The sequence below is a fragment of the Sneathiella sp. genome (genome assembly GCF_029233945.1).
Taxonomy (GTDB): domain Bacteria; phylum Pseudomonadota; class Alphaproteobacteria; order Sneathiellales; family Sneathiellaceae; genus Sneathiella.
The window spans coordinates 1-14,683 of record NZ_JARGOQ010000069.1 but is presented as its reverse complement, the minus strand read 5'-3'; the positions used below and the strand labels follow the sequence as shown (position 1 = coordinate 14,683).

Annotated in this window: 12 protein-coding genes; 3 read left to right on the top strand and 9 right to left on the bottom strand. The window is 57.3% G+C overall.

Translation table 11 applies throughout. The features are described 5' to 3' along the window. Together P1U71_RS16275 and P1U71_RS16270 are read right to left on the bottom strand one after the other, a co-directional pair. A partial coding sequence (locus P1U71_RS16275) for a TauD/TfdA family dioxygenase (RefSeq protein ID WP_301106697.1) occupies window positions 1–490 on the bottom strand: 490 nt, incomplete at its 3' end. Window positions 491–609: 119 nt separating this feature from the next. Then, a complete protein-coding gene (locus P1U71_RS16270) occupies window positions 610–2,055 on the bottom strand; it encodes a PLP-dependent aminotransferase family protein (protein WP_301106696.1) in 1,446 nt (481 codons plus the stop codon). Between the two features lie 68 nt (window positions 2,056–2,123). Between P1U71_RS16270 and P1U71_RS16265 the strand changes: the two genes are divergently transcribed. After that, window positions 2,124–2,597 carry a GNAT family N-acetyltransferase gene (locus P1U71_RS16265; RefSeq protein ID WP_301106695.1) on the top strand — a complete coding sequence of 158 codons (474 nt, stop codon included), beginning with the start codon at window positions 2,124–2,126 and terminating at the stop codon, window positions 2,595–2,597. Here P1U71_RS16265 and P1U71_RS16260 read toward each other — a convergent pair. The 6 genes from P1U71_RS16260 to P1U71_RS16235 all read right to left on the bottom strand — a co-directional run bounded on the left by P1U71_RS16260 (window position 2,590) and on the right by P1U71_RS16235 (window position 10,051). Then, window positions 2,590–3,957: a hypothetical protein gene (locus P1U71_RS16260; protein WP_301106694.1), complete on the bottom strand. Its 1,368-nt coding sequence runs from the start codon at window positions 3,955–3,957 to the stop codon at window positions 2,590–2,592. The genes P1U71_RS16265 and P1U71_RS16260 overlap by 8 nt on opposite strands. Window positions 3,958–3,995: 38 nt before the next feature. Beyond that, window positions 3,996–4,802 carry a histidinol-phosphatase gene (hisN, locus tag P1U71_RS16255; protein WP_301106693.1) on the bottom strand — a complete coding sequence of 269 codons (807 nt, stop codon included), beginning with the start codon at window positions 4,800–4,802 and terminating at the stop codon, window positions 3,996–3,998. A 110-nt stretch (window positions 4,803–4,912) separates the two neighbouring features. After that, complete coding sequence (locus P1U71_RS16250; RefSeq protein WP_301106692.1) at window positions 4,913–5,482, bottom strand: sarcosine oxidase subunit gamma; 570 nt, start codon at window positions 5,480–5,482, stop codon at window positions 4,913–4,915. Then, window positions 5,475–8,492 (bottom strand): sarcosine oxidase subunit alpha, encoded by a 3,018-nt coding sequence (locus P1U71_RS16245; protein WP_301106691.1) that lies wholly within the window; start codon window positions 8,490–8,492, stop codon window positions 5,475–5,477. The genes P1U71_RS16250 and P1U71_RS16245 overlap by 8 nt, the downstream gene beginning before the upstream one ends. Then, window positions 8,489–8,788 carry a sarcosine oxidase subunit delta gene (locus P1U71_RS16240; RefSeq protein WP_301106689.1) on the bottom strand — a complete coding sequence of 100 codons (300 nt, stop codon included), beginning with the start codon at window positions 8,786–8,788 and terminating at the stop codon, window positions 8,489–8,491. Before P1U71_RS16240 ends, P1U71_RS16245 begins: the two co-directional genes overlap by 4 nt. 12 nt (window positions 8,789–8,800) lie before the next feature. Then, the gene (locus tag P1U71_RS16235) at window positions 8,801–10,051 is read right to left on the bottom strand and encodes a sarcosine oxidase subunit beta family protein (protein WP_301106687.1); all 1,251 of its coding nucleotides are present in this window, start codon (window positions 10,049–10,051) and stop codon (window positions 8,801–8,803) included. A 236-nt stretch (window positions 10,052–10,287) separates the two neighbouring features. On the opposite strand from P1U71_RS16235, the gene P1U71_RS16230 reads away from it, so the two are divergent. Continuing rightward, entirely contained in the window at window positions 10,288–11,982 is a 1,695-nt protein-coding gene (locus tag P1U71_RS16230) for a formate--tetrahydrofolate ligase (protein ID WP_301106686.1), read from the top strand. A gap of 135 nt (window positions 11,983–12,117) precedes the next feature. After that, window positions 12,118–13,089: a GlxA family transcriptional regulator gene (locus P1U71_RS16225; RefSeq protein ID WP_301106685.1), complete on the top strand. Its 972-nt coding sequence runs from the start codon at window positions 12,118–12,120 to the stop codon at window positions 13,087–13,089. On the opposite strand, the gene P1U71_RS16220 is transcribed toward P1U71_RS16225, so the two are convergent. Further along, on the bottom strand, window positions 13,086–14,683 hold a 1,598-nt coding region (locus P1U71_RS16220), incomplete at its 5' end, for an ASKHA domain-containing protein (protein ID WP_301106684.1). The two genes, P1U71_RS16225 and P1U71_RS16220, sit on opposite strands and share 4 nt — an antisense overlap.

The following is a 14,683-nucleotide window of genomic DNA, read 5'->3' as shown; positions in this document are numbered from 1 at the left end:
GTGGATCGAAGGCAACGCTCGCCGAATGCACAGCCACCAGACCATCAAGCAACTCCTTCATACCATCGGACAGCGCGTCATAGGCCGCCTCCATGCTGGCCCAGAGCGTATCGCCGCCGACCGGCGGGATATCAAGCCCGTAGAGCATGGTAATCATCGAAGGCTTTTCAAAAAAGGTATTATCCGTATGCCAGCCGGTACCGAAGGACGCCCCCTCACCCGCCGGTTTCAACACCTCGATCAATTCGGGATGAGCGTTCGAGCCTTCTACGATGGGATGAACTTCCGGGGTGCCGAACCGTTTTGCAAATTCAAGCTGACCCTCGGGTGTAATTTCCTGATCGCGGAAGAAAACCACATGATTGTCGACGAGCGCGTCATGGACATCCTGGAACTGCTCATCCGAGAGGGATTTCGATAGATCAACACCCGCGATTTCCGCCCCGATACATGACGTCAGCGGCTGGACTTCAATTGTGCTGTATCCCATGGCAATCCCCATATTTTCCAGAATGATTAAATCTGTCGATAGAAATTAGGTAAGTCATTCTTTCCGGAAGCGATAGTACCAGTTTACCCCATTCATATCTACCAGATTGACAAGGCGCCTCACAACAGCGCGGCAAGCCGTTTGATCCCCTCCTCTATCCGGTCAAGGGCGATGGAAGAAAACCCGAGGCGGAAGTACCGCGCCCCCTCTGCCGGCTCCATGAAATGGACCGCACCGGGTTCCAGCACCACCCCCTGATCGAGTGCACGTGCCGCCAGAGCCTCTGAATCCAGCCCGCCAGGCCCTTTGATCCAGAAACTTGTTCCGCCAAAACGCGGCGCTGTCGTCATGCCGGGCAGATGAGTGTTCAGGGCTGCGGCCATGCGGTGCCACCGCTCGCCATAAGCCTGATGCAGCTTGTGGATATAGGAGAGGTGATAGCCTTGCGCGATAAAGAGGGCCGTCGTGCGTTGATTATTACTCGGCGCATGGCGGAGCATTAAGCGCCGCAAAGTCCGCAGTTCCTTTATCAGCCGTTCCGGTGCGACAATAAAGCCAAGCCGCAGTCCCGGAAACATCGATTTCGAAAGGCTGCCGACATAGATCACCCGTCCGTCCCGATCCTCCGATTTGAGCGCGGGAACAGCATCGCCCCTATAGTTGGTATCGCTCTCGAAATCATCCTCGATCAGGAGGGCGTTATTCTCCGCCACCGAGGTCAGGAGTGCCTTGCGCCGCTCCGGCGAGAGGGTCACCGTTGTCGGGTATTGGTGGCTCGGCGTGACATAGAGAATTTCCGACCTCGCCACATTTTCATCAATCACAACCCCGTCCTCATCCACGCCAAGCGGAATCAGGAACGCTCCGCGCCGGTCAAAAATATTACGTGCGTCAGGATAGCCCGGATCCTCAATCCCGACGGTCATTCCCTCCCGCATTAGCACGGCAGCAATGAGATAAAGGGCGTTTTGCGCGCCAAGCGTGATCAGAATTTCCGACCTGTCCGCATAGATGCCTCTTTTGGGAAGGAGTTTGGAGCGAATTTCAGTGACCAGTTCCGGATCATCCGCCATCACCGCGTCATTCGCCCAGTCCCGCATGGCAAGTCGGCTCATTGCCTGACGGGAACATTCCCGCCAGGCCGGGAGCGGAAACAGGCTGGCATCGGGCTGCCCATAAACGAAGGGATAGGGATAATCCTGCCAGTTCAGGGGCTTGACGATGTTTCTTTGCGCGCCGAGACGGCTATCGAACCATTTCTCCCACTTCACGGTGTTCGGCATTTCGGCGCCCGGATTCATTGGCGGCGGCTTGTCCGTCTTCGCCGCGATATCGCTGACGCGATAGCCGGAGCGGGGCGCCGCGACAAGGAAATTCCCCTCCACCAGCTTGTCATAGACGATCATGACGGTGGTGCGCGAAATCTTAAGATCCTTCGCCAGCTTGCGACTGGAGGGCATTTTTTCACCGGCAACCAACTGGCCCTTCATCAGTGCTGCGATAATCTGCTCGCGCAGCTGGTTCTGGACAGGTTTTTGCTGGCTTCTATCAATGGTAAAAAGCAACTTGCAGAACCCCGGGTAAAAGAAGATAGAATAACGCTGTTCTCGTCCATGATAGGAATTTTTTAGACATGTTGTCACCGCCGAAGATCAGGCCCGCGACGGAAAGAGACTGTGCCGCCCTTACCGAGCTTGCGCTGACATCAAAATCATTCTGGGGGTATGACGAAGACTTCATGAAGGGTTGCGAGGCCGTTCTTACCATCACACCCCGGATGATTGCCGACTGGGAGAGTGGTGTGATTGAGCGAAAGGGCAATGTCGCCGGGTTCTATCTATCCTCCTTCGAGAAGGAGGAGGCGGAACTTCAGCTTCTCTATATCTCCCCCCTTCATATGGGAAAAGGATTCGGGCGAGCCCTTATGAAAGAGGCCGCGCAAAAAGCCGCGCGCCTTGGCTATAGCCATCTCAGGATCGAGGCGGACCCCAACGCGGTTGGTTTCTATAGAAGGATGGGCGCAAAACAGGTCGGTTGGTGTCGGTCAGAAGTTGAAGACAGGCGTGAACTCCCCCTCATGAGCCTGCCGTTGAAACCGGTCAGATAATCTCGAAATAGCGCTGCATTTCCCAATCCGTGATGGCCTTGCGGAATTCCCGCTCCTCCCATTCACGGGTGACAGCGTAATGATCAACGAACGCGTCGCCGAACAGCTCCCGCGCCGCGGTGGATTTCTTGAGCAATTGAGTCGCCTCCCACAGGGTTTTGGGAAGTGCAAGCTCGTCCGGGAACTTCTGATCATAGGCATTACCGACAACCGCCGCCGTTGGTTCGATCTTGTTTTCGATCCCCCAAAGGCCAGACCCAAGCGCCGCCGCTATGGCGATATGCGGATTGATATCCGCCGCCGCAATACGGTATTCGACCCGCTGCGATTTATCCGAACCCGGAATAGCCCGAAGCGCGCAGGTGCGATTCTCAATCCCCCAGCTTGCCTCCGTCGGGGCCCAGAAGCCGGGGATCATCCGCGTATAGCTGTTGATGGTCGGGGCGATCATCGCGAGCAGTTCCGGCATCAGTTTTTGCTGTCCGCCAATGAAATAGCGCATGGTGTCGCTAAAATTATTCTTCTTGCCCTCCTCGAAGAAGAGCCCTTTGCCGTCCTTACCCTGGAGGGAGAGATGGATATGGCCGCTCTGGCCCGGATAGTCGGGTGACCATTTCGCCATGAAGGTCGCCATCAGGTCATTTTTCTGCGCGAGAATTTTAGTGAATGTCTTGAACAGTGCGCCCTTATCGGCGGCCTTCATGGCTTCATCATAGACAAGCGCCGCCTCCAGCACGCCCGGGCCCGTTTCCGTATGCAGCCCTTCGATGGGCATATCCATCTCCTCGCATAGGGCAAGAATCTGCTCGTAGAAATTATGTTCAACAGACGCACGAAGGAACGAATAGCCGAAATTGCCCGGCGTGAAAGTGGTGAGATCGTAGTAGTTTTTCTCCCGCACGGACTGCGGTGTCTCGTTAAAGAGGAAAAACTCGAATTCGCAGGCCGCCGTCGCCTTGATGCCCATCTCCTCCGCCCGCTTGAGCACGCGCTTCAGGGTCTGGCGCGGGCAGACATGGCCTGCGCGATCGCCGAATTCCAGCTGGAAAAACAACATGTTGTCTTCAAGCGGCAGTTCGCGGCAACTATCGATGATCGGCACCACCTTGGCGTCCGCATAGCCGTTCGACCAGCCGGTATAGCTGTCGGTGTCGTAAAGCTGGTCATTGACATCCCAACCGAGCACCACGTCGCAAAAGCCAAACCCGGTCTCCAGGATGCTGAAAAACTTGTCCTTGCTGAGATACTTACCGCGCAGCACACCGTCGATATCAAAAACGCCCACCTTGACGAAATCAAGATCACGGTCTTCGATAATACTGCGGGCGTCGGTCACTGTTTTAACGAAACGCGCGTCCATAAAATCCCCCTTGCAGATACGCCTTTCGCCAGCCTACCCTAACGGCCCAAAATCTCAAGCGCCTGTTGATGAAGTTCCTTGGTTGCCGCGGCAACGATTGTCCCGTCCGAATTGAGATCAGGACGATTGCCCGACCAGTCCGTGATAAATCCGCCGGCCTCCTCGATCACCGGGACGAGCGCCATATAATCATAGGTCTGCAAACCCGTCTCGACCGCCAGATCGGCCCAGCCGGAGGCCACCATCGCATAAATATAGCAATCCCCGCCATAGCGGCGGATACGGGATTTCTCGCGCAGGGCCGCATATTTATCCCTGTTCTCCGGCGAGAAATACTCAACCGACGTGGTCATCAAAATGGCCTCTTCCAGGGACTGACACCCGCTGGTCCGGCAGGGCGCGCCATTGAAGAAGCATCCTTCCCCCCTCACCCCGATCCAGAATTCATCGAGTTCCGGCATCGATATCGCCCCGATGCATACATCATTGCCCCGCGTATAGGCCAGCAACGTGCCATAAAGCGGCAGGCCGGAGATAAAACTCTTGGTGCCGTCGATCGGATCGATCACCCAGATATCGGAAAGCTCCGCTCCCTCAAAACCATGCTCTTCGCCGAGGATGCCATGCCCCGGGTAACGCTCCGTAATCATTTCACGGATCCGCGCTTCGCATTCCCGGTCGGCAATGGTGACCGGGGATTTATCCATTTTCTGGATGACATCGATGGGTTTGCGGAAATAGGACCGGGTGACGGAAGCGGCGGTCGTCGCCAGTGAGCAGGTAAAGTCCGCCAAATCGGCAAGCTCGCCGGTAATGGGGGCTGTCATAACAATGGTTTTGGACATGGCCTCACGGATCGTCTGGGAATTCTAACTGCCTCTTCATAGCAGCAGCGACGGCACAACTCCACATTTATTCCAAAGAAATCTCGGGTAAATCAACAAATTCCAAAAATTCAGGGCGCTTCGTTATATTCCGCGAGGGCTTCAGCCAGCCAGCCGCCGACATATCGGCTGAAAGAGCTGCGAACATATATATGAAACATGTTTTCCCCCACCTGCTCGACAATGGCCTGAGATTTTGCGATCAAGGTCTGGACACAGTCGCCGGGCGCGAAGACGCGCGGATGAAAATCATATTCCGAACTTTTCATCAGCGCATGGTGGCTATGCGGACCCGAAAGTTCAAATATCGTCCGGTTCGCGCTGACATCATTGACGGCGACATGCTGCCCCGCGAGCGCGTCTTCAAGCGATTGAACGAGCGCTTCCGCGTCGCCCTCACCGACCAGCAGCCATTCATCGGGCGAGAGCCAAAGCGCCTTGAAATCCTTGCCTGTCGCCACCTTATTCGGCATATCCGGCAGAGTGAGGCCCGTTACCGACTTCACGGCGTCCGTAAAGGCCAAATCGGCAATGTCTCCGCGCAAATTGACTTGCGCACATGGGCGAAGCTCGGAAAAGCCATCGGGGAAACTCTCCGCGATGGCCGCCGCGGGGGTGATCCATGACGCATTATCAGCCATTGAGCCGCTCCCCTTCCTTATCATAGAAAACCGGATCGACGATTTCCGCCGTCACGGTCCTGTCCAAAAGCGGCGCGAAAATCTTCTGCCCCTTCTTTTCATGGCCACCTTTCACAAGCGCAAGCGCGATAGAGCGCCCCAAGGTCGCGCTGTAATAGCTCGATGTCACATGGCCCATCATCGGCATGGGCTTCGGCGCATTGGCATCAAAGACAAGCTGCGCCCCTTCAGGCAGGACCTCGTCCGGTGCCTCGGTAAGCAGGCCAACAAGCTGCTTGCGATCCGCGCGGGCCGTATCGCTCCGATTGTAGGATCGTTTCCCGATGAAGTCCGGCTTTTTCTTGGAAACGATCCAGTCCATACCAAGGTCCTGCGGCGTTGTCGTGCCGTCCGTTTCCTGCCCGACGATGATAAAGCCTTTCTCCGCGCGGAGGATATGCATACTCTCCGTACCATATGGGGTGATGTCAAACTCCGCCCCCGCCGCCATCACCGCCTCCCACAGCGCGAGGCCACAGGCCCATGGCACATTGATCTCATAGGTCAATTCGCCCGTAAAGCTGATCCGGAAGATACGCGCGTCTATCCCCGCGACAACTCCCTCCTTGAAGGAGAGAAACGGGAAGCTTTCGGGGGAAAGATCCATCTCCGGCGCGAGCTTTTTAAGCAGCGCCCCTGCCGTCGGACCGGTGATGGAGACCGCCGCCCATTGCTCGGTGACCGAGGTGCAGTAGACTCTCAATTCCGGCCATTCGGTTTGCAGATATTCCTCCAGCCAGTCGAGAACACCGGCCGCCCCGCCGGTAGTGGTGGTCATCAGGAAGCGATCTTCTGCGAGCCGCGCCGTGGTGCCGTCATCGAAGACCATGCCATCCTCATGACACATCAGCCCATAGCGGACCCGCCTGATCCCGAGTTTTGCCCAAGCATTTGTATAGATACGGTTCAGAAACTCCGCCGCATCGGGCCCGCGAATATCGATCTTTCCCAATGTCGAGGCATCAAGAACGCCAACACCATTCCGGACCGCCAGACATTCCCGGTTGAGCGCGTCCTGCATTGTCTCCCCCGTTTTCGGAAAGTACCAGGGTCGCTTCCACTGGCCGACATTCTCAAAAAGAGCGCCATTTTCCACATGCCAGTCATGAATACTGGTCACGCGCACCGGATCGGACCAGTCGCCGAGGTTACGTCCGGCGAGCGCCCCGTATGAGACCGGCGTATAAGGCGGGCGGAAGGTGGTCGTGCCGACCTTGGGGATCGGTTTATCGAGAATGCCGGAAAGGATAGCGAGCGCATTGATATTCGATGTCTTTCCCTGATCCGTGCCGAAGCCGGTCAGGGTGTAACGCTTGATATGCTCGACCGATTCAAACCCTTCACGCACGGCAAGCTCGATATCCGCCGCGGTGGTGTCATTCTGCAGATCAACAAAATGCTTCGCCATCCCCTCGCCGATGGGACGCGCGCCCGGCACAACCCAGAACGGCTCTATCCCGCCCAAGGCCGGCTCATCGATTTCCGGCGCGGCGGGCTTGCGTTTCGGGGTAAAGCCGGTTGCCCGCGCCGCATCCGCCCCCGCTTTATAGCCGCCCGCTAAACATTCCTTCAGGGTGAACTCACCGGCAAGCGCGCCCGCCACCTGCTGCGCCTGACGCTTTGTTCCGGGGAGGAAGCAGGCCTTTTCCTCGTCATATTCAAGCTGGCCCTGCGACTGGCTGAAAAGATGCACGACCGGGCTCCATCCGCCGGACATGGCGACAAGGTCGCAATCGATGCGACGCGCAGCAGACGTATAGACCTTCGCCCCCTTCTGGATCGCGCGCACCTGGACGCTTTCCACTCGTTTGCCGCCTCGGGTGCCGGTAATGGCATACCCCGCCAGGATTTCGATATCGAGGGCGCGAACCGCCTCTACCAATTCACCGCTTGGCTCGGCGCGACTATCGACGATGGCGACGATATCGCCGCCTGCCGCCTGAAGGTCGATTGCCGTCTCATAAGCCGCGTCATTATTGGTGAACAGCACCATCTTCTTGCCCGGCAACACGCCGTAACGGTTCACATATGTCTGCACAGAGCTCGCCAGCATAATGCCCGGCCGGTCATTATCCGCAAAAACCAGCGGCCTTTCATGCGCTCCGGTCGCGAGCACCACTTGCCCCGCGCGGACATGCCAGACCCGTTGCCGTACCTTGCCCTTGCGCTCTGCGGCAGGCAGATGATCGGTCTTCTGTTCCAGCACACAGAGATAATTGTGATCGTAATAGCCAAAAGCGGTCGAACGGGAGAGCAGCGTAACATCGGGCATCGCCTCCAGCTCCGCCAGCATGTCAGCGATCCAGGCCATCTCGTCCTTGGCTCCGATCTGACGTTTTTTGGAAAGCAGACTGCCGCCGAACTCGCCTTGCTCATCAACCAGCAGAACCCGCGCGCGCGCACGGCCCGCCGCCAGCGCCGCCATCAGGCCCGCCGGACCACCACCGACGACCATCACCTCCACATGGAGATGCATATGATCATAAATATCCGGATCGCCCGTTGTCGGCGCCTTGCCCCAACCTGCCGCACGGCGGATCACCGGCTCATAGAGCTTCATCCACATGGCACGCGGCCACATAAAGGTCTTGTTGTAAAACCCCGCCGTCATGATCTTGGCGAACAGGCCGTTGATCGCGCTGATGTCAAACTCCACAGTTGGCCAGACATTGACGCTGCGCGCGGTCAGCCCTTCATAAAGGGAAATTTGCGTCGCGCGGATATTCGGCTCGGTTGTCGCGCCTTCCCCCAGCTGGACCATGGAATTCGGCTCTTCCGCGCCCGCCGCGACGATGCCGCGCGGACGGTGATATTTGAAGCTGCGGCCCAGAAGATGCACGCCATTCGCCAGCAAAGCCGAGGCAAGCGTATCCCCTTCATAGCCGATATATTTCTGGCCATTGAAGGTGAAATTGATCGCTTTCTTGCGGTCAATGCGCCCGCCCGATGCTGTCCGGAAATGCTGTGTCATTTCGCGCCCCCGGCAGATTTCGGCAACTTGGGTGGTGTCTCGCCCATCTTGTAGGAACCGACGATCTCATGGGTCACCGTATTGCGGATCACATTGAACCAGCGGCGGCAACCATTGTTGTGCAGCCAGCGTTCGGCGAAGTAGCCTTTGGTATTTTTGCGCATAAAGAGAAACTCCGCCCATTCCGTATCATCGAGTGCAGCAGGATCTTCGGGCCGGGCGATATGCGCCTCCCCGCCGTATCGGAATTCCGTCTCATGCCGTTTGCCGCACCAGGGGCAGTCAATATTGAGCATTCTTCACCCCTCCTAATGCGCGACGCCAGCGGCACCATGTTCATCGATCAGCGCGCCGCTCTCAAACCGTGAGAGGCTAAAGGGCGCGTTGAGCGCATGCGGCTCGTCTTTTGCCAACGTATGGGCGAAGCACCAGCCGGAGCCCGGCGTCGCCTTGAACCCGCCGGTGCCCCAGCCGCAGTTGAAATAGAGGCCTTCCACCGACGTCCCCGACAGGATCGGGGAGGCGTCCGGGCAGGTATCGACGATACCGCCCCAGGTTCGCATCATCCGCACCCGGCTGAAGATCGGGAAAAGCTCCAGACAGGCACCGAGCTGATGCTCGATCACATGGAAGCTGCCCCGCTGGGCATAGGAATTGAAGCTGTCGATCCCGGCCCCCATGACCAGCTCCCCCTTGTCGGACTGGCTGACATAGACATGCACCGCGCCCGACATGACGACACAGTCGATCACCGGCTTGATCGGTTCGGAGACGAGCGCCTGCAGCGGATGGCTAGTGACGGGCAGGCGAATGCCCGCCATTTCCGCAATGACCGAGCTATGTCCCGCCGCAACGACGCCGATTTTTTTCGCCGCGATATCCCCGCGCGTTGTCTCGACGCCCGTGACCTTGCCGCCGTCGCGCTTGATGCCCGTAACTTCGCAGTTCTGGATAATATCAACACCCAAGGCATCGGCGGCACGGGCATAACCCCAGGCAACGCTGTCGTGGCGGGCGACGCCGCCACGCCGCTGCAAAGTTGCGCCGAGGACCGGGTGCCGCGCAGATTTGGAAATATTGATGATTGGGCAGAATTCCTTCACCCCGTCCGCATCAAGCCATTCCGCATCAACGTCATTGAGGCGGTTGGCATTGACCCGCCGCACCCCTTCACGGACATCGCCAAGGCTGTGGGCGAGATTGAGCACGCCGCGCTGGCTCAGCATCACATTGTAATTGATATCCTGCGCGAGCCCTTCCCAAAGCTGGAGCGATTTTTCATAAATCGCCGCGCTTTCATCCCAGAGATAGTTGGAGCGGACAATGGTCGTATTCCGCGCCGTATTCCCGCCGCCGAGCCAGCCTTTTTCGAGGACGGCGATATTGCGTACCCCATGTTCTTTTGCAAGGTAATAGGCCGTCGCCAGGCCATGGCCACCGCCACCGATAATAATCACGTCATATTCGGATTTCGGCTCCGGGCTGCGCCACTGCTTAGGCCAGTTTTTATGGCCGGTAAGCGCGTTGCGCGCGATCGTTAGAATCGAATATTTGACCATGAAAACTCCTCGCTCCCTTGCCTCTTCGGGACCTTGCCATTTTAACCAGAGCGCCATCTGTCGCAAATGGTCATTTACTAGAAAATTAGCGACATCCGCTTTCCCCTATTCCCCGCTCCGCTTGCTGAAGAATAAGTGTCGCATTATGAATAGCTGCCGGACAGTTGTCCCGCCACTCTGGCGGGAACGGTTGGAAAATCAACTATTGCCGGCTTTCAGGGGGAGAACAAAGCACAATGACGGACCAACATAAAAATCCCAAAAGCGATATCGACATTGCGCAGGCCGCCTCCATGAAGCGGGTTGCCGAGGTGGCGAAAGACAGCCTCGGGATCGATGCGGATAATCTGGAGCCTTACGGCCATTACAAGGCGAAGCTCTCGCTTGATTATATAAACAGCCTTGAAGACAGGCCGGACGGGAAGCTGATCCTCGTGACCGCCATGACCCCGACCCCGGCCGGAGAAGGCAAGACTACGACCACCGTCGGTCTGGGTGACGGGCTCAACCGTATCGGCAAGAAAGCAATGATCTGCCTGCGCGAGCCCTCCCTCGGCCCGTGTTTCGGGATGAAGGGCGGCGCGGCGGGCGGTGGCTATGCGCAGGTCGTGCCGATGACCGATATCAACCTGCATTTCACCGGCGACTTTCATGCGATCGGGGTGACCAATAATCTGCTCGCCGCGATGGTCGATAATCATATTTATTGGGGCAACCAACTTGGCCTTGATGAGCGGCGGATTATCTGGCGGCGGGTTGTCGATATGAACGACAGGGCGCTTCGCAATATCGTCAACAGTCTGGGTGGTATCGCCGATGGTTTCCCGAGGGAGGATCATTTCGATATCACCGTCGCTTCCGAGGTAATGGCGATTTTCTGCCTCGCCACCGACCTTGAGGATTTGAAACGCCGCCTTGGTAATATCATCGTCGGCTACACCCGCGAGAAGGAACCGGTATTCGCGAAAGACCTCAATGCCCATGGCGCGATGACGGTTCTGTTGAAGGATGCGTTCCAGCCCAATTTGGTGCAGACGCTCGAAAACAACCCTGCCTTTATCCATGGCGGGCCGTTCGCCAATATCGCCCATGGCTGCAATAGCGTGCTCGCCACCAAAACGGCGCTCAAGCTCGCCGATTATGTCGTGACGGAGGCTGGCTTCGGTGCTGATTTGGGGGCCGAGAAATTCCTCGATATCAAATGTCGCAAGGCCGGGTTAAATCCGGAGATCGCGGTCGTGGTGGCAACCATCCGCGCGCTTAAAATGCATGGCGGCGTGGCGAAAGAAGACTTGGGGAAGGAAAATGTAAAGGCTGTCGCGGATGGCGCGGAGAATCTCTCCCGCCATGTGGAAAACCTCAAGAAATTCGGCCTGCCGGTGATCGTCGCCATCAATAAATTCTCGGCCGATACGGAGGAGGAAGTTAATCAGGTCCGGCAAATCTGCGCCGAACTTGGCGTGGATGCCATTGAATCGGATCACTGGGGCAATGGTGGTGCGGGCGCGGAAGACCTCGCAAAAGCCGTTGTCGCCAAGATCGATCAGAACGGCAGCAACTACGCCCCGCTTTATAATGACGCGCTACCGCTCTGGGACAAGGTGCGCACCGTCGCGCAAACGCTTTATGGCGCGCAAGGGATCATCGCCGACAAGAAGGTCCGCGATCAGTTCAAGGAATTGCAGGACGGCGGCTTCGGCCATTATCCGGTCTGCATTGCCAAGACGCAATACAGCTTCTCCACCGATCCCAACCTGAAAGGTGCGCCCAGCAATCATGTGGTGCCCATCCGGGAGGTGCGCATCTCCGGCGGGGCGGAATTTGTCGTTGCGGTCTGCGGCAATATCATGACAATGCCAGGCCTGCCGCGCGTTCCCGCCGCCAACTCCATTGATGTGAATGAAGCAGGAGAGATCGTCGGTCTTTTCTGACCTACCCAAATATTCAACCGAAAAGGCAGCGCTTTTGCCGCCTTTTCGGCCGAAGACATCAAAAAATCTTTGTCTTTTATCGAATCTGAATTAGCGTTTAGATTCGGATGGTATATTTTGCTGGAAGTCACGAATTTGAACAGTGAAACGGAGGCCGCGGGCGCCAAGCACAGAATTGGTTTTTGTTTGTTGCCTGAATTTTCATCGCTTGCCTTTATCTCGGCCGTTGAACCGCTTCGGCTGGCCAATCGCCTCAGTAACGAAACAATCTATAGCTGGGAATGCTTTTCCATCGACGGCAAGCCCGCCGTCAGTTCCGCCGGCATAGAATTTTCGGTTCAGGGAAGCATTTCTGATATGCCCGCACTCCCCACCGTATTTACCTGCGGCGGGGTGAATATTCACAAGCATACGGAACCGCAGATCATCTCAACTTTGCGGCGGCTGTCTTCCCATGGCTCCAGCCTCGGGGCTATTTGCACAGGGCCGCATGTGCTGGCGAAAGCCGGACTTTTAAAAGGCTATCGCTGCACCATCCATTGGGAAAATTTGTCGGGTTTTATCGAGGATTTCCCCGATCTCGATATCACTTCCGAGCTTTTCGAAATTGACCGTAATCGCTACACCTGCGCGGGCGGTACGGCTTCGCTTGATATGATGTTGAGCCTGATTGCCAACCAGATGAGCCAGGAACTGGCGCTCGCTGTCGCCGACCAGCTTATCTATCACCGCATCCGGGAAGGGACGGAACGCCAGCGGATGGAACTCCGCGCCCGCCTCGGCATCTCCCATCCCAAACTGCTCGCCGCTATTGCCTGCATGGAAGACAATCTGGAGGAACCCTTGAGTTGCAGCGATCTCGCGACAAAGGTCGGTCTTTCCACACGTCAGCTTGAAAGGCTGTTCCAGAAATATCTCGATTACTCACCGACACGCTATTATCTCGGTCTCCGGCTCGACCGGGCGCGCTATCTGCTGACCCAGACCAGCCTGCCGATTATCGAGGTCGCGCTTGCCTGCGGTTTCGTTTCCGCGTCGCATTTCTCAAAATGCCATCGGGAGCATTTCGGCCGCACCCCAAGCGACGAACGCCGCGTCCGCCATTAATCCGCCGCTTCCACCCGGCTCCGGCGACGACGGCGACGGCCGCCCTCAGTGGATGACATATCTGAGAGAACCTTCGGTGCGGGCAGTTTGACGGCCTTCGATAGCTCCGGATAAGTCGCCGTCTTATGGGGGATGGCCATGGCCTCAACAAAATATTGCTGGAATTTTGGCTCGACGGCGGTTTCGACCTTCTCAACCGTTTTCACCAGTTCCTCAATCTCGTCCCGCGCCGCATTGTTAAGAAGCGCAATGCGCGCGCCTACCCCCGCCGCATTGCCGACGGCCTGAACCTCGGCCAAATCGCAATCGGGGATCATACCGAGCACCATGGCGTATTTTGTATCGATATGACTGCCGAACGCGCCGGTGAGCTGGATACGATCCACCTTCTCCAGATCGAGCTTGTCCATCAGCAGTTTCGCGCCTGCATAGAGCGCCGCTTTCGCCAGCTGGATTGCCCGCACATCGGTCTGGTAAATCTTGATCTCGCTCTCGCCATCGCGGATGACATAGGAGAAAGTCCGCCCATCGGCGACAATCCGCGGGCTTTTCGCCGCCATGGAGCCGTCAATCACCCCATCACTGCTTAAAATGCCCGCGAGATACATCTCGGCGATCACCTCAATAATACCGGAGCCGCAAATACCGGTAATGCCGATTTTCCTGGTTGCCTCCTCGAACCCGTCCTCATTCGACCAGAGATCAGAGCCAATTACCTTGAAGCGCGGTTCCAGCGTTTCGGGATCAATGCGCACCCGCTCGATCGCGCCCGCCGCCGCCCGCTGACCGCAGGAAATCTGCGCCCCCTCAAACGCCGGGCCGGTCGGAGAAGAGGCGGCGAGCAACCGCTCGTTATTGCCAAGGACAATCTCCGCATTGGTGCCGACATCGATAATCAGGGTCATCTGTTCCTGCAAATGCGGCGCTTCGGAGAGGATAACCGCTGCCGTATCTGCCCCCACATGCCCCGCGATGCAAGGCAGGAAATAGGCGCGGCAGTCCGGGTTGGAAATCATGCCCACTTCGCTCGCCCAGACAATCATTCCTGAGTTGGTGGCAAGCGCGAAAGGCGCGCCGCCAAGTTCCGTCGGGTCAATCCCCAAGAGAAGGTGATGCATGATCGGGTTGCCGACAAAGACCGCATTCAGGATATCGTCCGGATCGATTTTCGCCTCCGCTGTCACCTCAGCGATCAGGTCATTGATGCCGCTGCGTACCGCCTCGGTCAGCAGGAGTTCCCCGCCCGGGTTCATCATCACATAGGAGACCCGGCTCATCAGGTCCTCGCCGTAGCGGATTTGCGGGTTCATCATTCCGGCGGACGCGATCACCGCGCCAGTGGAAAGATCGCACAGATGCATGGCGATGGTGGTGGAGCCAACATCGACGGCAATACCATAGGCCTGACTGTTGAAACCGGGCCAGATTTTCGTGATCCGCGTCCCGCGATGCACGGCGACGGTGACGTTCCAGTTCCCTTCCCGCAGGGTCTTTTGCAGGGACTGCAAGGTTCGTATATCGCATTCCAGATCATCGAGGTCCCACTGCTGTTTCAATGCCGCGCAAAGCCGCTCGAAATCGCCGGTCGGGTTAT